The organism is Escherichia sp. MOD1-EC6098, from assembly GCF_002965865.1.
Taxonomy (GTDB): domain Bacteria; phylum Pseudomonadota; class Gammaproteobacteria; order Enterobacterales; family Enterobacteriaceae; genus Escherichia; species Escherichia marmotae.
Window position 1 is genome coordinate 71,810 of the sequence record NZ_PTSN01000012.1, and the last position, 16,179, is coordinate 87,988.

Below are 16,179 nucleotides of genomic sequence, written 5' to 3' on the forward strand. Positions count from 1 at the left end.
GCGCGTCGTGATGGCGTTTAGATTGTGCGCCGGGGCGTTGGTGTGTCTGCGGGATTTTTTGTGCGGTGATGAGCGTGTGAGGGCGTGATGGCGGGGTGTAAAAAAGCCGCCCGCAGGCGGCGATGTTCAGCCGTTGTCAGTCTCCAGTGAGTAGTTTTTAAAGCGGATGACCTCCTGGCCGAGCCAGCCGTTTATTTCCCGAATCCTGTCCTGTAGCGGGATAAGCTCATTGCGGACAAAGACCTTTGCCACTTTTTCAATATCACCCAGCGACCCGACGTTCTCCGGCTTGCCGCCCATCAACTGAAAGGGGATACGGTGCGCGTCCAGCAGGTCAGCGGCGCTGGCTTTTTTGATATTAAAAAAATCGTCCTTCGTTGCCACTTCACTGAGCGGGATAATTTTAATGCCGTCGGCTTTCCCCTGCGGGGCATAGAGAAACAGATTTTTAAAGTTGTTGCGGCCTTTCGACTTCACCATGTTTTCGCGGAGCATTTCGATATCATTGCGATCCTGCACGGCATCAGTGACGTACATGATGTATCCGGCATGTGCGCCGTTTTCGTAATACTTGCGGCGGAACAGCGTGGCTGACTCATTCAGCCAGGCAGAGTTAAGGGCGCTGAGATATTCCGGCAGGCCGTACAGCTCCTGATTAATATCCGGCTCCAGCAGGTGAAACACGGAGCCGGGCGCGAAGGCTGTCGGCTCATGGAAGGACGGCACCCACCAGTAAACATCCTCTTCCACGCCACGGCGGGTATATTTTGCCGGTGAGGTTTCCAGTCTGATGACCTTACCGGTGGTGCTGTAACGCTTTTCCAGAAACGCATTACCGAACACCAGAAAATCCAGCACAAAGCGGCTGAAATCCTGCTGGGAAAGCCACGGGTGCGGGATAAACGTTGAAGCCAGAATATTGCGTTTGACGTAAATCGGTGAGCTGTGATGCACGGCAGCACGCAGGCTTTTTGCCAGACCGGTAAAGCTGACCGGTGGCTCATACCATCTGCCGTTACTGATGCACTCGACGTAATCCAGAATGTCACGGCGGTCGAGTACCGGCACCGGCTCACCAAAGGTGAATGCCTCCATTTTCGGGGCGCTGGCGGTCATTGTTTTTGTCGCAGGTTGCGGTGTTTTCCCTTTTTTCTTGCTCATCAGTAAAACTCCAGAATGGTGGATGTCAGCGGAGTGCTGATACCGGCGGTGAGTGGCTCATTTAACAGGGCGTGCATGGTCGCCCAGGCGAGGTCGGCGTGGCTGGCTTCCTCGCTGCGGCTGGCCTCATAGGTGGCGCTGCGTCCGCTGCTGGTCATGGTCTTGCGGATAGCCATGAACGAGCTGGTGATGTCGGTGGCGCTGACGTCATATTCCAGACAGCCACGGCGGATAACGTCTTTTGCCTTGAGCACCATTGCGGTTTTCATTTCCGGCGTGTAGCGGATATCGCGCGCGGCGGGATAGAACGAGCGCACGAGCTGGAATACGCCGACACCGAGGCCGGTGGCATCAATACCGATGTATTCGACGTTGTATTTTTCGGTGAGTTTGCGGATGGATTCAGCCTGGGTGGCAAAGTCCATGCCTTTCCACTGGTGACGCTCAAGTATTCTGAATTTGCCACCGGCCACCACCGGCGGTGCCAGCACCACGCATCCGGCACTGTCGCCACGGTGTGACGGGTCGTAGCCAATCCATACCGGGCGGGAGCCGAACGGATTGGCGGCAAACGGCGCATAGTCTTCCCATTCTTCCAGCGTGTCGACCATGCAGCGTTGCAGCTCCTCGAACGGGAACACCGACGCCTTGTCGTCAACAAATTCACACATGAACAGATTTTTAAAATCATCGGCGCTGTTTTCGCGTTTGAGCTGCTCAATGTCGAACAGCGTGCAGCCGCCTTTCAGCGCATCCTCAATGGTGACAATCTGCCGCCACTGACCGTCCGCACAGAGAAGCCCACCGGCAAGGGCGTTATGACTGACGTCGATTTCCACGCGTTCGGCGGCGCTGGCGCGTCCCCGGTTGAACAGTTCACCCGACCAGAACGGGTAGGCGTCGTGCGCCAGCGTGGACGGGGTGGAGAAATAGGTCGAGCGCAGGTGACTCTGTGAGGCCATACCTGATGCCACCTTACGCAGTACCTGAAAATTCGGGATCCAGAAAATCTCGTCGACGTACAGGTCGCCATTATGGCTCTGCGCGGTGTTGGAGTTGGTGCCGAGAAAAATCAGTTTTGCGCCGTTATTGCCCAGGACAATCGGGTCACCGGTCAGGTCAACGTCAACCAGCCGGGCAAAGGCGATGATGTATTCGCGGAACACATACGCCTGCGTTTTACTGGCCGACAGAAAAATCTGGTTATGGCCGGTTTTCAGGGCGCGCAGCAGCGCCTCGCGGGAAAAATAAAACGTTGCGCCAATCTGGCGGGATTTCAGGATATCGCGGATGCGGTGCTCAAGCCCGGCACGATACCAGTGCAACTGATAGTCGAAAGACTGCTCAAAGAAAATCTGCTCCAGCTTTTCGATGGCCTCGTCACTGAAAAAATTCTTTTTCGGTTTGCGCCGCCCGCCTTTGTTGCGGTTAGCGACGTTCGGATTAAGGTCTGCCTCGTTGCCGGTCTGGCTGTAGCGGTTGACCCGTGCCAGTCGTTCAATCTGGCGTCCCAGCAGGTCAATTTCCTTGAAGTCACCGCCGGTTTTCTGCGGTTTGATGATGAGCTGGGTCAGCCGCGCTTCCAGACTCATTTCGACACGGCTGATGGGGGCAACACTGTCCCAGCCGTCGCGCTGTTTCCAGCTCTGCACCGTCGGGCGTTTCATCTGCAACATGGCGGCAATCTGCGGCACGGAAAACCCCTGCCAGTACAGCAGCGCCGCCTGACGACGCGGGTCGTGTAAAAGAGTGGTGTCTGTGGTGATGGTCATGAATACCTCGCCGTGATGAATACACGGCAAGGCTACTGAGTCGCGCCCCGCGATTCGCTAAGGTGCTGTTGTGTCAGTGATAAGCCATCCGGGACTGATGGCGGAGGATGCGCATCGTCGGGAAACTGATGCCGACATGTGACTCCTCTAATCACTATTCAGGACTCCTGACAATGGCAAAAAAAGTCTCAAAATTCTTTCGTATCGGCGTTGAGGGTGACACCTGTGACGGGCGTGTCATCAGTGCGCAGGATATTCAGGAAATGGCCGAAACCTTTGACCCGCGTGTCTATGGTTGCCGCATTAACCTGGAACATCTGCGCGGCATCCTGCCTGACGGTATTTTTAAGCGTTATGGCGATGTGGTCGAACTGAAGGCCGAAAAGATTGACGATGATTCGGCGCTGAAAGGCAAATGGGCGCTGTTTGCGAAAATCACCCCGACCGATGACCTTATCGCGATGAACAAGGCCGCGCAGAAGGTCTATACCTCAATGGAAATTCAGCCGAACTTTGCCAATACAGGCAAATGTTATCTGGTGGGTCTGGCCGTCACCGATGACCCGGCAAGCCTCGGCACGGAATACCTGGAATTCTGCCGCACGGCAAAACACAACCCTCTGAACCGCTTCAAATTAAGCCCTGAAAACCTGATTTCAGTGGCAACGCCTGTTGAGCTGGAATTTGAAGACCTGCCTGAAACCGTGTTCACCGCCCTGACCGAAAAGGTGAAATCCATTTTTGGCCGCAAACAGGCCAGCGATGACGCCCGTCTGAATGACGTGCATGAAGCGGTGACCGCTGTCGCTGAGCATGTGCAGGAAAAACTGAGCGCCACTGAGCAGCGCCTCGCTGAGATGGAAAACGCCTTTTCCGCACTTAAGCAGGATGTGACTGACAGGGCGGATGAAACCAGCCAGGCATTCACCCGCCTGAAAAACAGTCTCGACCACACCGAAAGTCTGACCCAGCAGCGCCGCAGCAAGGCCACCGGCGGTGGCGGTGACGCCCTGATGACGAACTGCTGACCGGCGTCAGTCAGTCCGGGAAAACCTTCACGATTAACCCTTAATTTCAGGAAAAACTATGCGCCAGGAAACCCGCTTTAAATTTAATGCCTACCTGTCCCGTGTTGCCGAACTGAACGGCATCGACGCCGGTGATGTGTCGAAAAAATTCACCGTTGAACCGTCGGTCACCCAGACCCTGATGAACACCATGCAGGAGTCCTCTGACTTTCTGACCCGCATCAACATTGTGCCGGTCAGCGAAATGAAAGGGGAAAAAATTGGCATCGGTGTCACCGGCTCCATCGCCAGCACCACCGACACCGCCGGTGGCACCGAGCGTCAGCCGAAGGACTTCTCGAAGCTGGCGTCAAACAAGTACGAATGCGACCAGATTAACTTCGATTTTTATATCCGCTACAAAACGCTGGACCTGTGGGCGCGTTATCAGGATTTCCAGCTCCGTATCCGTAACGCCATTATCAAACGCCAGTCCCTTGATTTCATCATGGCCGGTTTTAACGGCGTGAAGCGTGCCGAAACCTCTGACCGCAACAGTAATCCGATGTTGCAGGATGTGGCGGTCGGCTGGCTGCAGAAATACCGCAATGAAGCCCCGGCGCGCGTGATGAGCAAGGTCACTGACGAGGAAGGCCGCACCACCTCTGAAGTCATCCGCGTGGGTAAGGGCGGTGATTATGCCAGCCTCGATGCACTGGTGATGGATGCGACCAACAACCTGATTGAGCCGTGGTATCAGGAAGACCCTGACCTTGTGGTGATTGTGGGGCGTCAGCTACTGGCGGACAAGTATTTTCCCATCGTTAACAAAGAGCAGGACAACAGCGAAATGCTGGCCGCTGACGTCATCATCAGCCAGAAACGCATCGGTAACCTGCCGGCGGTACGCGTCCCGTACTTCCCGGCGGATGCGATGCTCATCACGAAGCTGGAAAACCTGTCCATCTACTACATGGATGACAGCCATCGTCGCGTGATTGAGGAAAACCCGAAACTCGACCGCGTGGAGAACTACGAGTCAATGAACATTGATTACGTGGTGGAAGACTACGCCGCCGGTTGTCTGGTGGAAAAAATTAAGGTCGGTGATTTCTCCACACCGGCTAAGGCGACCGCAGAGCCGGGAGCGTAACCGATGACGAGTCCCGCACAGCGCCACATGATGCGGGTCTCGGCAGCGATGACCGCGCAGCGGGAAGCCGCCCCGCTGCGACATGCAACTGTCTATGAGCAGATGCTGGTCAAGCTGGCCGCAGACCAGCGCACACTGAAAGCGATTTATTCAAAAGAGCTGAAGGCCGCGAAAAAGCGCGAACTGCTGCCGTTCTGGTTGCCGTGGGTGAACGGCGTGCTGGAGCAGGGCAAAGGTGCACAGGATGACATTCTGATGACGGTCATGCTGTGGCGTCTGGATACCGGCGATATTGCCGGTGCGCTGGAGATTGCCCGTTATGCCCTGAAGTACGGTCTGACCATGCCGGGTAAACACCGCCGCACCCCGCCGTACATGTTCACCGAGGAGGTGGCGCTTGCGGCCATGCGCGCTCACGCTGCCGGTGAGTCTGTGGATCCCCGCCTGCTGACGGAGACCCTTGAACTGACCGCCACGGCTGACATGCCTGATGAAGTGCGCGCAAAGCTGCACAAAATCACCGGTCTGTTTCTGCGTGACGCTGGTGATGCCGCCGGTGCGCTGGCTCACCTGCAACGTGCGACACAGCTCGACTGTCAGGCAGGCGTCAAAAAAGAGATTGAACGACTGGAGCGGGAGCTGAAACCGAAGCCGGAGCCGCAGCCCAAAGCGGCCACCCGCGCCCCACGTAAGACCCGGAGCGTGACACCGGCAAAACGTGGACGCCCGAAAAAGAAAGCCAGTTAACAACCGAATGCGCCCCGCGCCAGGGCGGCACGCCGGTCATTGAGGGTGAATCACCTGACACTGCACCGGCGTCCACCGCCCGACTTTTCAGAGGTAGTCATGATGACGCTGATTATTCCGCGAAAGGAGGCTCCCGTATCCGGTGAGGGTACGGTGGTCATCCCGCAACCGGCAGGCGACGAGCCGGTGATTAAAAACACGTTCTTTTTTCCCGATATCGACCCGAAGCGCGTCCGGGAACGTATGCGCCTTGAGCAGACCGTCGCCCCTGCCCGTCTGCGTGAGGCCATCAAGTCAGGCATGGCTGAAACGAATGCGGAGCTGTACGAGTACCGCGAACAGAAAATTGCCGCCGGTTTTACGCGTCTGGCGGACGTTCCGGCGGACGACATCGACGGTGAAAGCATCAAAGTTTTTTACTACGAGCGCGCCGTGTGTGCGATGGCGACCGCATCGCTTTATGAGCGTTATCGCGGCGTGGATGCCAGTGCGAAAGGCGACAAGAAGGCCGACAGCATTGACAGCACCATTGATGAGCTGTGGCGGGATATGCGCTGGGCGGTGGCGCGCATCCAGGACAAGCCGCGCTGCATCGTGAGTCAAATCTGATGAAGACCTTTGCGCTACAGGGCGACACGCTCGACGCCATTTGTGTCCGCTATTACGGGCGCACTGAGGGCGTGGTCGAGGCCGTGCTCGCCGCAAATCCGGGACTGGCTGAACTGGGGGCGGTGCTGCCACACGGCACCGCCGTCGAACTGCCCGACGTTCAGACCGCGCCCGTGGCTGAAACTGTCAATCTGTGGGAGTAACGCATGACAGCAGAAGAAAAAAGCGTCCTGTCGCTTTTCATGATTGGGGTGCTGATTGTTGTCGGCAAGGTGCTTGCCGGTGGTGAACCCATCACCCCGCGTCTGTTTATCGGGCGCATGTTGCTCGGTGGTTTTGTCTCGATGGTTGCCGGTGTTGTTCTGGTGCAGTTTCCTGACCTGTCACTCCCTGCGGTGTGCGGCATCGGCTCCATGCTGGGTATCGCCGGTTATCAGGTGATTGAGATTGCCATTCAGCGCCGCTTTAAGGGCAGGGGGAAACAGTAATGCCGGTAATTAACACGCATCAGAATATCGCCGCCTTTCTCGACATGCTGGCCGTGTCCGAAGGGACGGCGAACCATCCGCTGACGAAAAACCGGGGCTATGACGTGATAGTCACCGGACTGGACGGGAAGCCGGAAATTTTCACCGACTACAGTGACCACCCGTTCGCGCATGGCCGACCGGCGAAGGTGTTTAACCGTCGCGGTGAAAAGTCCACGGCCTCCGGTCGCTATCAGCAGCTTTACCTGTTCTGGCCGCACTACCGCAAACAGCTTGCCCTGCCGGATTTCAGTCCGTTGTCACAGGACAGACTCGCCATTCAGTTGATCCGCGAACGCGGTGCACTGGATGACATCCGGGCGGGACGCATTGAGCGCGCCATTTCACGCTGTCGCAATATCTGGGCGTCCCTGCCGGGTGCCGGTTACGGTCAGCGTGAGCATTCACTGGAAAAACTGGTCACCGTCTGGCGTACCGCTGGCGGCGTACCGGCTTAAACGGAGTAAACACCATGAAGAAATTATCCCTTTCACTGATGCTGAACGTGTCGCTGGCGCTGATGCTGGCACTGTCCCTGATTTACCCGCAGAGCGTGGCCGTCAGTTTTGTCGCCGCCTGGGCGATTCTGGCGACGGTTATCTGTATGGTTGCCGGTGGTGTCGGCGTGTATGCCACTGAGTATGTGCTGGAACGCTACGGGCGGGAGCTGCCGCCGGAATCGCTGGCCGTGAAGATTGTCACGTCGCTGTTTTTGCAGCCGGTGCCGTGGTGCAGACGGGCGGTGGCTCTGGTAGTGATGGTGGCGACGTTTATCTCGCTGGTCGCTGCCGGGTGGATTTTTACCGCGCTGATTTATCTCGTGGTATCGGTGTTCTTCCGGCTGATACGTACGGCCTGCCGTCAGCGTTTTGAGGGGCGGGAACCATGTCAAAGCTGATGATTGTGCTGGTTGTGTTGTTATCACTGGCGGTGGTCGGTCTGTTTCTGGCGAAGCATGAAAACGCCAGCCTGCGCACCTCGCTGGACAGGGCGAATAACGTCGCCAGTGAACAGCAGACGACCATCACCATGCTGAAAAATCAGCTTCATGTTGCCATCACCAGAGCAGATAAAAACGAGCTGGCGCAGGTGGCACTGCGTCAGGAACTGGAGAACGCCGCGAAGCGTGAAGCACAGCGCGAGAAAACCATCACGAGGTTACTGAATGAAAACGAAGATTTTCGCCGCTGGTACGGTGCTGACCTGCCTGATGCTGTGCGTCGGTTGCACCAGCGCCCGGCCTGCGCCGACGCCAGTGATTGTCCACAACGCCTGCCCGAAAGTGAGCCTTTGCCCGATGCCGGGCAGTGACCCGCAGACGAACGGCGATTTAAGTGCCGATATCCGGCAGCTTGAGAACGCGCTGGCACGCTGTGCCAGCCAGGTAAAAATGATTAAACACTGCCAGGACGAAAACGATGCTCAAACCCGACAGCCTGCGCAGGGCGCTGACTGATGCCGTCACGGTGCTGAAAACTAACCCCGATATGCTGCGGATATTCGTGGATAACGGGAGTATTGCCTCCACACTGGCGGCGTCGTTGTCATTCGAAAAGCGTTACACGCTCAATGTGATTGTGACCGACTTTACCGGTGATTTTGACCTGCTCATCGTGCCGGTGCTGGCGTGGCTGCGGGAAAATCAGCCCGACATCATGACCACTGACGAAGGCCAGAAAAAAGGCTTCACATTTTATGCAGACATCAACAATGACAGCAGCTTTGATATCAGTATCAGCCTGATGCTGACCGAGCGCACGCTGGTCAGTGAGGTTGACGGTGCGCTGCATGTGAAGAATATCCCGGAACCTCCGCCGCCGGAGCCGGTCACCCGCCCGATGGAGCTGTATATCAATGGCGAACTGGTGAGCAAGTGGGATGAATGAGTTTAAGCGTTTTGAAGACCGGCTGACCGGACTTATTGAGTCGCTGTCACCGTCAGGGCGTCGGCGGCTGAGTGCCGAACTGGCGAAGCGTCTGCGGCAGAGTCAGCAGCGTCGGGTGATGGCACAGAAAGCCCCGGACGGCACACCCTACGCGCCACGCCAGCAGCAGAGCGCCAGAAAAAAGACCGGTCGTGTTAAGCGAAAAATGTTTGCGAAACTTATCACCAGTCGTTTTTTGCATATCCGCGCCAGCCCGGAACAGGCATCAATGGAGTTTTACGGCGGAAAGTCACCGAAAATCGCCAGTGTGCATCAGTTCGGTCTGTCGGAAGAAACCCGGAAAGACGGTAAGAAAATTGATTATCCGGCGCGTCCTCTGCTCGGCTTTACCGGTGAGGATGTGCAGATGATTGAAGAGATTATCCTGGCTCATCTCGACCGTTAGTTGTGCCATTCCCGACACCTCATCGTCACATTGCCGCCGGTATGACCCGGCGGCATCCTTCTCGTTATGAACACTCTCGCAAATATTCAGGAACTCGCGCGCGCACTGCGCAACATGATCCGCACCGGCGTTATCGTCGAAACCGACCTTAACGCCGGTCGCTGCCGTGTGCAGACCGGCGGCATGTGCACCGACTGGCTGCAGTGGCTGACTCATCGTGCCGGGCGTTCGCGCACATGGTGGGCACCTTCCGTGGGGGAACAGGTGCTGATTCTGGCCGTGGGCGGTGAACTTGACACGGCGTTTGTTCTGCCGGGGATTTATTCCAGCGATAACCCTGCGCCGTCTGCGTCGGCGGATGCCCTGCATATCCGTTTCCCTGACGGGGCGGTGATTGAGTATGAACCCGAAACCAGTGCACTCACGGTAAGCGGAATTAAAACGGCCAGCGTGACGGCTTCTGATTCTGTTACTGCCACGGTGCCGGTGGTCATGGTGAAAGCGTCAACCCGCATCACCCTGGACACACCGGAAGTGGTCTGCACTAACAAACTGACTACCGGCACGCTGGAAGTGCAGAAGGGCGGAAAGATGCACGGCAACATCGAGCATACCGACGGGAAATTCACGTCTAACGGCGTTCAGGTGGATGACCACGGTCACGGTGGTGTTAAGTCAGGAGACAACTGGACGCAGGGGACAAAATGACAGCGCGTTATCTCGGAATGAATCGCAGTGATGGCCTGACTGTCACTGACCTTGAACATATCAGCCAGAGTATCGGCGATATCCTGCGCACGCCGGTCGGCTCACGGGTGATGCGTCGTGATTACGGCTCGTTGCTGGCGTCAATGATTGACCAGCCGCAGACCCCGGCGCTTGAGTTGCAGATTAAGGTCGCCTGTTACATGGCAGTGCTGAAATGGGAACCCCGCGTCACCCTGTCATCCGTCACCACGGCGCGCAGTTTTGACGGGCGAATGACGGTCACGTTAACCGGTCAGCACAACGACACCGGTCAGCCACTTTCGTTAACCATCCCTGTGAGTTGAAACCATGCCGATTATCGACCTGAACCAGCTACCCGCACCGGATGTGGTCGAGGAGCTGGACTTTGAAACCATTCTCGCCGAACGCAAGGCGACACTGATTTCCCTTTACCCGGAAGATCAGCAGGAGGCGGTCGCCCGTACCCTGACGCTGGAATCCGAGCCTCTCGTCAAACTGCTGGAGGAAAATGCTTATCGTGAGCTTATCTGGCGTCAGCGTGTGAATGAGGCCGCACGGGCGGTGATGCTGGCCTGTGCCACCGGTAATGACCTTGATGTGATTGGTGCCAATTACAACACCACGCGCCTGATTATCACCCCGGCAGATGATTCGACCATCCCGCCGACACCGGCAGTGATGGAATCTGACACCGATTATCGTCTGCGTATTCAGCAGGCGTTTGAAGGTTTAAGCGTCGCCGGGTCGGTAGGTGCCTATCAGTATCATGGTCGCAGTGCGGACGGGCGTGTCGCGGATATCTCTGTCACCAGTCCGTCTCCGGCCTGTGTCACCATCTCTGTGCTGTCACGTGAAAATAACGGCGTCGCATCCGAAGACCTGCTGGCTGTGGTGCGTAACGCCCTTAATGGCGAGGACGTCAGGCCGGTGGCCGACCGCGTGACCGTGCAGTCTGCCGCCATCGTTGAATACCAGATAAACGCCACGCTTTACCTTTACCCTGGTCCCGAAAGCGAACCCATCCGCGCTGCCGCCGTGAAAAAACTGGAAGCGTATATCACGGCACAGCACCGGCTGGGGCGTGACATCCGTCTGTCTGCCATTTATGCCGCTTTGCATGTGGAAGGCGTGCAGCGTGTCGAACTGGCTGCACCGCTGGCCGACATCGTGCTCAACAATACGCAGGCGTCTTTCTGTACCGAATACCGCGTCGTGACCGGAGGCTCGGATGAGTGATTCGCGACTGCTGCCGACCGGCTCATCACCACTTGAGGTCGCCGCTGCAAAAGCCTGTGCGGAAATTGAAAAAACGCCGGTCAGTATTCGTGAGCTGTGGAACCCGGATACCTGTCCGGCAAATCTGCTGCCGTGGCTGGCGTGGGCGTTTTCGGTCGACAGGTGGGATGAAAAGTGGCCGGAAGCAACAAAACGCGCCGTTATCCGCGATGCCTATTTCATCCACTGTCATAAAGGCACTATCGGCGCAATCCGACGCGTGGTGGAGCCGCTCGGCTATCTCATTAACGTAAAGGAATGGTGGGAGACAAACGACCCGCCCGGAACCTTTCGCCTTGATATCGGTGTGCTGGAAAGCGGCATCACGGAGGAGATGTATCTGGAAATGGAACGGCTGATTGCTGATGCCAAACCCGCAAGTCGTCACCTTATCGGCCTGAACATTATCCAGGACATTCCCGGCTATCTGTATACAGGCGGTGTGGTCTGTGATGGTGATGTTATTACTGTTTATCCCGGATAAGTGAGAAACAATGAGCACGAAATTTAAAACCGTTATCACTACTGCCGGAGCCGCGAAGCTGGCAGCCGCCACTGTCCCCGGCGGGAAAAAAGTAAACCTGTCTGCAATGGCCGTGGGTGACGGTAATGGCAAATTACCGGTGCCGGATGCCGGTCAGACGAAACTGGTGCATGAGGTCTGGCGTCACGCTCTGAATAAAGTCAGCGTGGATAACAAGAATAAAAACTATATCGTGGCTGAACTGGTTGTACCGCCCGAAGTGGGCGGCTTCTGGATGCGTGAGCTTGGTCTGTATGACGATGCCGGAACACTGATTGCGGTATCCAACATGGCAGAAAGCTATAAGCCAGAACTGGCTGAAGGCTCCGGACGTGCGCAGACCTGCCGCATGGTTATTATTCTCAGCAACGTGGCGTCCGTTGAGCTGAGTATTGATGCCAGCACAGTGATGGCGACGCAGGATTACGTCGATGACAAAATCGCAGAGCATGAGCAGTCCCGCCGCCATCCTGACGCCACGCTGACGGAAAAAGGCTTTACTCAGTTAAGCAGTGCAACAAACAGCACCAGTGAAAAGCTGGCGGCAACGCCAAAAGCGGTCAAGGCAGCAAATGACAACGCAAATTCACGTCTGGCGAAAAATCAGAATGGTGCAGATATCCAGGATAAATCAGCTTTTCTGGACAATGTTGGCGTTACCAGCCTGACGTTTATGAAAAACAACGGCGAAATGCCGGTTGATGCTGATCTGAATACATTTGGTCCCGTTAAGGCTTATCTGGGGATCTGGTCTAAAGCTACTTCAACTAACGCAACACTGGAGAAAAATTTCCCGGAAGATAATGCTGTCGGTGTGCTTGAGGTTTTTGCTGCCGGCAATTTTGCAGGCACGCAACGCTTTACCACAAGAGACGGCAATGTATACATGCGTAAACTCGCCAATAAGTGGAATGGCACTGATGGTCCGTGGGGCGTATGGCGTCACACTCAATCAGCTACCCGCCCTTTGAGTACGACTATAGACCTGAATACGCTTGGAGCCGCCGAACATCTTGGTTTATGGCGTAACAGTAGCTCGGCTATAGCTTCCTATGAACGCAATTATCCAGAGGAAGGCGGCTTTGCTCAGGGGATGCTTGAGATCCTCGAAGGCGGGAATTATGGAAGAACGCAACGTTATACCACTCGCCGTGGAAATATGTATGTCCGCTGCCTTGCGGCAAGCTGGGATGCATCAAATCCGCAGTGGGAACCGTGGTTAAGAGTCGGTCATCAGTCAGAGAGTCGTTATTACGAAGGTGATTTAAATGTTCTAACCGACCCCGGTATTTACAGTGTTACAGGAAAGGCAACAAACGGTCCGATGCTGGACACCGTTGGCGCGACACTACTTGGGATACTGGAAGTAATCAGACGTTTTGATGGTGTGTCTGTCTGGCAGCGTTACACAACCACAGGGAAATCAGAAACCACACAGGGGCGCACTTTTGAGCGCGTCTACGCCGGGAGCAAATGGACCGAATGGCGAGAAGTATATAACTCCTTTTCGTTGCCTCTGAATCTGGGCATCGGTGGCGCAGTGGCAAAATTATCCAGTCTGGACTGGCAGACCTACGACTTTGTGCCGGGTAGTCTGATAACCGTTCGGCTTGATAACATGGCCAATATTCCCGACGGTATGGACTGGGGCGTCATTGATGGCAACCTGATAAACATCTCAGTCGGTCCGAGTGATGATTCCGGTACGGGGCGCTCAATGCATGTGTGGCGCAGCACTGTAAGTAAAGCGAACTACCGCTTTTTTATGGTGCGTATTTCAGGAAATCCGGGAAGCCGCACGATCACGACAAGACGTGTGCCAATTATCGACGAAGCTCAGACATGGGCGGCGAAACAAACCTTCAGCGCCGGTCTTTCAGGCGAACTGTCCGGCAATGCTGCTACAGCTACAAAGCTGAAAACGGCACGAAATATTAATGGTGTCAAATTTGATGGCACCGGCGATATAAATATTAATACGCTGGTATCCCGGAATCGCGTCACAGCATTAAGCGGGAGTGCAAAGGGGACGCCTGGTATTCAGATGTATGAGGCATATAACAATGGCTACCCTTACACCTATGGCAATGTGCTTCATCTTACGGGGGTGTCCGCAGTTGGAGAAGGTGAATTACTTATCGGCTGGAGCGGCACCAGTGGAGGTTACGCGCCAGCATATATCCGTTCAAGGCGGGATACAGATGATGCTCAATGGTCTGGATGGGCGCAAATTTATACGACAGCTCATAAACCATCGCCAGGTGATATTGGCGCTTATACCAAGGCGGAATGTAATTCACGTTTTATTACAGGTATTCGCTTAGGTGGTTTGTCATCCCTTCCAACGTGGAATGGTACTGGCTGGCATGACAGGTCAGGGCATGTTCTTACTGGTGTTGTCAATAGTAATACTGATGAATTAATTGATATCGCGCAGGCAAGACCTGTTCAGTATTGTATTAATGGCACATGGTATAACGCAGGGAGTATTTAATGATGATGCATTTAAAAAATATTAAGGCAGGGAATCCAAAAACTATTGAACAATATGAATTAACCAAACGATTTAATATTGTCTGGCTATGGTCAGATGATGGTAAAAACTGGTATGAGGAACAAAAGAATTTCCAGCCAGACACTTTAAAAATGGCCTACGACGAGAACGGTATTATTCGTTGCATTGAGAAAGATGTGTCAATGCTCAACCCTGATGGCTTGAGTGTTGTTGAGTTACCGAATATAACCGCCAACCGTCGCGCTGATATTTCAGGTAACTGGATGTTCAAAGATGACACTGTAATTAAACGTGTATATACGGATGCAGAACGGCAGCAGCAAGCCGAAGTCCGAAAGTCAACCTTGCTTGCAGAAGCTGAGGCATTGATTCAGCCGCTGGAGCGTGCGGTCAGGCTGAATATGGCAACAGATGAGGAGCGCAGCCGACTGGAGGCATGGGAACGCTACAGCGTTCTGGTCAGTCGTGTGGATCCTGCAAATCCTGAATGGCCGGAACTACCACAATAAATACAGGCGGGCGGATTGCCCGCCTTTTCTTTATCTGTTGTTTCATCCCCTGACCAGTCAGGACAAATAGCGTCTCACGCCCTGTACAACTGAAAATACCACTCACCCATTAACCACGGAGTTAAACGGATGAGTGATTATCATCACGGTGTGCAGGTGCTGGAGATTAACGACGGCACCCGCGTCATTTCCACCGTATCCACCGCCATTGTCGGCATGGTCTGTACGGCCAGCGATGCGGATGTCGAAACCTTCCCCCTCAATAAACCGGTACTGATTACCAATGTGCAGAGCGCAATTGCAAAGGCCGGTAAAAAAGGCACGCTGGCGGCATCGTTGCAGGCCATCTCCGACCAGTCAAAACCGGTCACCGTTGTCGTACGTGTGGAAGACGGCACCGGCGACGACGAGGAAACGAAACTCGCGCAGACCGTTTCCAATATCATCGGCACCACTGACGAAAACGGTCAGTACACCGGACTGAAAGCCCTGCTGGCGGCGGAGTCGGTAACCGGTGTTAAACCGCGTATTCTTGGTGTGCCGGGGCTGGATACCAAAGAGGTGGCTGTTGCACTGGCATCAGTCTGTCAGAAGCTGCGCGCTTTCGGATATATCAGCGCATGGGGCTGTAAGACCATTTCCGAGGTGAAAGCCTATCGCCAGAATTTCAGTCAGCGTGAGCTGATGGTCATCTGGCCGGATTTCCTCGCATGGGATACGGTCACCAGTACCACCGCCACCGCGTATGCCACCGCCCGTGCACTGGGCCTGCGCGCTAAAATCGACCAGGAGCAGGGCTGGCATAAAACGCTGTCCAATGTCGGGGTGAACGGTGTTACCGGCATCAGCGCATCTGTATTCTGGGATTTGCAGGAGTCCGGCACCGATGCTGACCTGCTTAACGAGTCAGGCGTCACTACGCTGATTCGCCGTGACGGTTTCCGCTTCTGGGGTAACCGTACCTGCTCTGATGACCCGCTGTTCCTCTTTGAAAACTACACCCGCACCGCGCAGGTGTTGGCCGACACGATGGCTGAGGCGCACATGTGGGCGGTGGACAAACCCATCACCGCAACGCTGATTCGCGACATCGTTGACGGCATCAATGCCAAATTCCGTGAGCTGAAAACAAACGGCTATATCGTGGATGCGACCTGCTGGTTCAGCGAAGAATCCAACGATGCGGAAACCCTCAAGGCCGGAAAACTGTATATCGACTACGACTATACCCCGGTGCCTCCTCTTGAAAACCTGACCCTGCGCCAGCGTATTACTGATAAATACCTGGCAAATCTGGTCACCTCGGTTAACAGCAATTAAG

General features: G+C 55.3%; 21 protein-coding genes. 19 read left to right on the top strand and 2 right to left on the bottom strand.

Annotation, left to right across the window (positions count from 1 at the left end):
• Nucleotides 1-126: 126 nt before the first annotated feature.
• The gene (locus C0K55_RS13715; protein ID WP_105266118.1) at nt 127-1,161 is read right to left on the bottom strand and encodes a phage portal protein; all 1,035 of its coding nucleotides are present in this window, start codon (nt 1,159-1,161) and stop codon (nt 127-129) included.
• Nucleotides 1,161-2,933 (bottom strand): terminase ATPase subunit family protein, encoded by a 1,773-nt coding sequence (locus C0K55_RS13720; RefSeq protein ID WP_000156861.1) that lies wholly within the window; start codon nt 2,931-2,933, stop codon nt 1,161-1,163. Before C0K55_RS13720 ends, C0K55_RS13715 begins: the two co-directional genes overlap by 1 nt.
• Nucleotides 2,934-3,106: 173 nt before the next feature.
• Here C0K55_RS13720 and C0K55_RS13725 point away from each other — a divergent pair, with 173 nt between their 5' ends.
• The 19 genes from C0K55_RS13725 (at nt 3,107) to C0K55_RS13815 (ending at nt 16,178) form a co-directional block, all read left to right on the top strand.
• Nucleotides 3,107-3,961 carry a GPO family capsid scaffolding protein gene (locus tag C0K55_RS13725; protein ID WP_001085969.1) on the top strand — a complete coding sequence of 285 codons (855 nt, stop codon included), beginning with the start codon at nt 3,107-3,109 and terminating at the stop codon, nt 3,959-3,961.
• A 58-nt stretch (nt 3,962-4,019) separates the two neighbouring features.
• A complete protein-coding gene (locus C0K55_RS13730) occupies nt 4,020-5,093 on the top strand; it encodes a phage major capsid protein, P2 family (protein ID WP_001248551.1) in 1,074 nt (357 codons plus the stop codon).
• Between the two features lie 3 nt (nt 5,094-5,096).
• On the top strand, nt 5,097-5,840 hold the full coding sequence (locus tag C0K55_RS13735) for a phage terminase small subunit (RefSeq protein ID WP_001564790.1): 744 nt from the start codon (nt 5,097-5,099) through the stop codon (nt 5,838-5,840).
• A gap of 99 nt (nt 5,841-5,939) precedes the next feature.
• Entirely contained in the window at nt 5,940-6,449 is a 510-nt protein-coding gene (locus C0K55_RS13740; protein WP_000988633.1) for a head completion/stabilization protein, read from the top strand.
• Nucleotides 6,449-6,652 (top strand): tail protein X, encoded by a 204-nt coding sequence (locus C0K55_RS13745; protein ID WP_000846399.1) that lies wholly within the window; start codon nt 6,449-6,451, stop codon nt 6,650-6,652. The genes C0K55_RS13740 and C0K55_RS13745 overlap by 1 nt, the downstream gene beginning before the upstream one ends.
• Nucleotides 6,653-6,655: 3 nt before the next feature.
• On the top strand, nt 6,656-6,937 hold the full coding sequence (locus C0K55_RS13750) for a phage holin family protein (RefSeq protein WP_000123124.1): 282 nt from the start codon (nt 6,656-6,658) through the stop codon (nt 6,935-6,937).
• Entirely contained in the window at nt 6,937-7,434 is a 498-nt protein-coding gene (locus tag C0K55_RS13755; protein ID WP_001144101.1) for a glycoside hydrolase family 24 protein, read from the top strand. The genes C0K55_RS13750 and C0K55_RS13755 overlap by 1 nt, the downstream gene beginning before the upstream one ends.
• Before the next feature lie 14 nt (nt 7,435-7,448).
• Nucleotides 7,449-7,874, top strand: a complete 426-nt coding sequence (locus C0K55_RS13760) for a DNZ54_00345 family protein (RefSeq protein WP_105266117.1) — start codon at nt 7,449-7,451, stop codon at nt 7,872-7,874.
• Nucleotides 7,862-8,287, top strand: a complete 426-nt coding sequence (lysB, locus tag C0K55_RS13765) for an Rz-like lysis system protein LysB (RefSeq protein ID WP_105266116.1) — start codon at nt 7,862-7,864, stop codon at nt 8,285-8,287. Before C0K55_RS13760 ends, lysB begins: the two co-directional genes overlap by 13 nt.
• Nucleotides 8,187-8,432 (top strand): Rz1-like lysis system protein LysC, encoded by a 246-nt coding sequence (gene lysC, locus C0K55_RS26605; protein WP_236942605.1) that lies wholly within the window; start codon nt 8,187-8,189, stop codon nt 8,430-8,432. Before lysB ends, lysC begins: the two co-directional genes overlap by 101 nt.
• A complete protein-coding gene (locus C0K55_RS13775) occupies nt 8,395-8,862 on the top strand; it encodes a phage tail protein (protein ID WP_000917145.1) in 468 nt (155 codons plus the stop codon). The genes lysC and C0K55_RS13775 overlap by 38 nt, the downstream gene beginning before the upstream one ends.
• Nucleotides 8,855-9,307, top strand: coding sequence for a phage virion morphogenesis protein (locus C0K55_RS13780; protein ID WP_001001786.1), 453 nt, complete (start codon nt 8,855-8,857; stop codon nt 9,305-9,307). Before C0K55_RS13775 ends, C0K55_RS13780 begins: the two co-directional genes overlap by 8 nt.
• A gap of 66 nt (nt 9,308-9,373) precedes the next feature.
• A complete protein-coding gene (locus C0K55_RS13785) occupies nt 9,374-10,015 on the top strand; it encodes a phage baseplate assembly protein V (RefSeq protein ID WP_105266115.1) in 642 nt (213 codons plus the stop codon).
• Nucleotides 10,012-10,359: a GPW/gp25 family protein gene (locus C0K55_RS13790; RefSeq protein ID WP_000127163.1), complete on the top strand. Its 348-nt coding sequence runs from the start codon at nt 10,012-10,014 to the stop codon at nt 10,357-10,359. Before C0K55_RS13785 ends, C0K55_RS13790 begins: the two co-directional genes overlap by 4 nt.
• Before the next feature lie 4 nt (nt 10,360-10,363).
• A complete protein-coding gene (locus C0K55_RS13795) occupies nt 10,364-11,272 on the top strand; it encodes a baseplate assembly protein (RefSeq protein ID WP_063118409.1) in 909 nt (302 codons plus the stop codon).
• The gene (locus C0K55_RS13800) at nt 11,265-11,795 is read left to right on the top strand and encodes a phage tail protein I (RefSeq protein ID WP_001285323.1); all 531 of its coding nucleotides are present in this window, start codon (nt 11,265-11,267) and stop codon (nt 11,793-11,795) included. The genes C0K55_RS13795 and C0K55_RS13800 overlap by 8 nt, the downstream gene beginning before the upstream one ends.
• Nucleotides 11,796-11,805: 10 nt before the next feature.
• A complete protein-coding gene (locus C0K55_RS13805; RefSeq protein WP_105266114.1) occupies nt 11,806-14,328 on the top strand; it encodes a phage tail-collar fiber domain-containing protein in 2,523 nt (840 codons plus the stop codon).
• Nucleotides 14,329-14,330: 2 nt separating this feature from the next.
• Entirely contained in the window at nt 14,331-14,858 is a 528-nt protein-coding gene (locus tag C0K55_RS13810; RefSeq protein WP_024188561.1) for a tail fiber assembly protein, read from the top strand.
• A gap of 129 nt (nt 14,859-14,987) precedes the next feature.
• Nucleotides 14,988-16,178, top strand: a complete 1,191-nt coding sequence (locus tag C0K55_RS13815) for a phage tail sheath protein (RefSeq protein ID WP_105266113.1) — start codon at nt 14,988-14,990, stop codon at nt 16,176-16,178.
• Nucleotide 16,179 lies beyond the last annotated feature (1 nt).

Excerpts from the sequence above, each read along its gene's own strand:
- C0K55_RS13715 (WP_105266118.1), bottom strand. The coding sequence starts at position 1,161 with ATGAGCAAGAAAAAAGGGAAAACACCGCAACCTGCGACAAAAACAATG.
- C0K55_RS13720 (WP_000156861.1), bottom strand. The coding sequence starts at position 2,933 with ATGACCATCACCACAGACACCACTCTTTTACACGACCCGCGTCGTCAG.
- C0K55_RS13725 (WP_001085969.1), top strand. The coding sequence starts at position 3,107 with ATGGCAAAAAAAGTCTCAAAATTCTTTCGTATCGGCGTTGAGGGTGAC.
- C0K55_RS13730 (WP_001248551.1), top strand. The coding sequence starts at position 4,020 with ATGCGCCAGGAAACCCGCTTTAAATTTAATGCCTACCTGTCCCGTGTT.
- C0K55_RS13735 (WP_001564790.1), top strand. The coding sequence starts at position 5,097 with ATGACGAGTCCCGCACAGCGCCACATGATGCGGGTCTCGGCAGCGATG.
- C0K55_RS13740 (WP_000988633.1), top strand. The coding sequence starts at position 5,940 with ATGATGACGCTGATTATTCCGCGAAAGGAGGCTCCCGTATCCGGTGAG.
- C0K55_RS13745 (WP_000846399.1), top strand. The coding sequence starts at position 6,449 with ATGAAGACCTTTGCGCTACAGGGCGACACGCTCGACGCCATTTGTGTC.
- C0K55_RS13750 (WP_000123124.1), top strand. The coding sequence starts at position 6,656 with ATGACAGCAGAAGAAAAAAGCGTCCTGTCGCTTTTCATGATTGGGGTG.
- C0K55_RS13755 (WP_001144101.1), top strand. The coding sequence starts at position 6,937 with ATGCCGGTAATTAACACGCATCAGAATATCGCCGCCTTTCTCGACATG.
- C0K55_RS13760 (WP_105266117.1), top strand. The coding sequence starts at position 7,449 with ATGAAGAAATTATCCCTTTCACTGATGCTGAACGTGTCGCTGGCGCTG.
- lysB (WP_105266116.1), top strand. The coding sequence starts at position 7,862 with ATGTCAAAGCTGATGATTGTGCTGGTTGTGTTGTTATCACTGGCGGTG.
- lysC (WP_236942605.1), top strand. The coding sequence starts at position 8,187 with ATGCTGTGCGTCGGTTGCACCAGCGCCCGGCCTGCGCCGACGCCAGTG.
- C0K55_RS13775 (WP_000917145.1), top strand. The coding sequence starts at position 8,395 with ATGCTCAAACCCGACAGCCTGCGCAGGGCGCTGACTGATGCCGTCACG.
- C0K55_RS13780 (WP_001001786.1), top strand. The coding sequence starts at position 8,855 with ATGAATGAGTTTAAGCGTTTTGAAGACCGGCTGACCGGACTTATTGAG.
- C0K55_RS13785 (WP_105266115.1), top strand. The coding sequence starts at position 9,374 with ATGAACACTCTCGCAAATATTCAGGAACTCGCGCGCGCACTGCGCAAC.
- C0K55_RS13790 (WP_000127163.1), top strand. The coding sequence starts at position 10,012 with ATGACAGCGCGTTATCTCGGAATGAATCGCAGTGATGGCCTGACTGTC.
- C0K55_RS13795 (WP_063118409.1), top strand. The coding sequence starts at position 10,364 with ATGCCGATTATCGACCTGAACCAGCTACCCGCACCGGATGTGGTCGAG.
- C0K55_RS13800 (WP_001285323.1), top strand. The coding sequence starts at position 11,265 with ATGAGTGATTCGCGACTGCTGCCGACCGGCTCATCACCACTTGAGGTC.
- C0K55_RS13805 (WP_105266114.1), top strand. The coding sequence starts at position 11,806 with ATGAGCACGAAATTTAAAACCGTTATCACTACTGCCGGAGCCGCGAAG.
- C0K55_RS13810 (WP_024188561.1), top strand. The coding sequence starts at position 14,331 with ATGATGCATTTAAAAAATATTAAGGCAGGGAATCCAAAAACTATTGAA.
- C0K55_RS13815 (WP_105266113.1), top strand. The coding sequence starts at position 14,988 with ATGAGTGATTATCATCACGGTGTGCAGGTGCTGGAGATTAACGACGGC.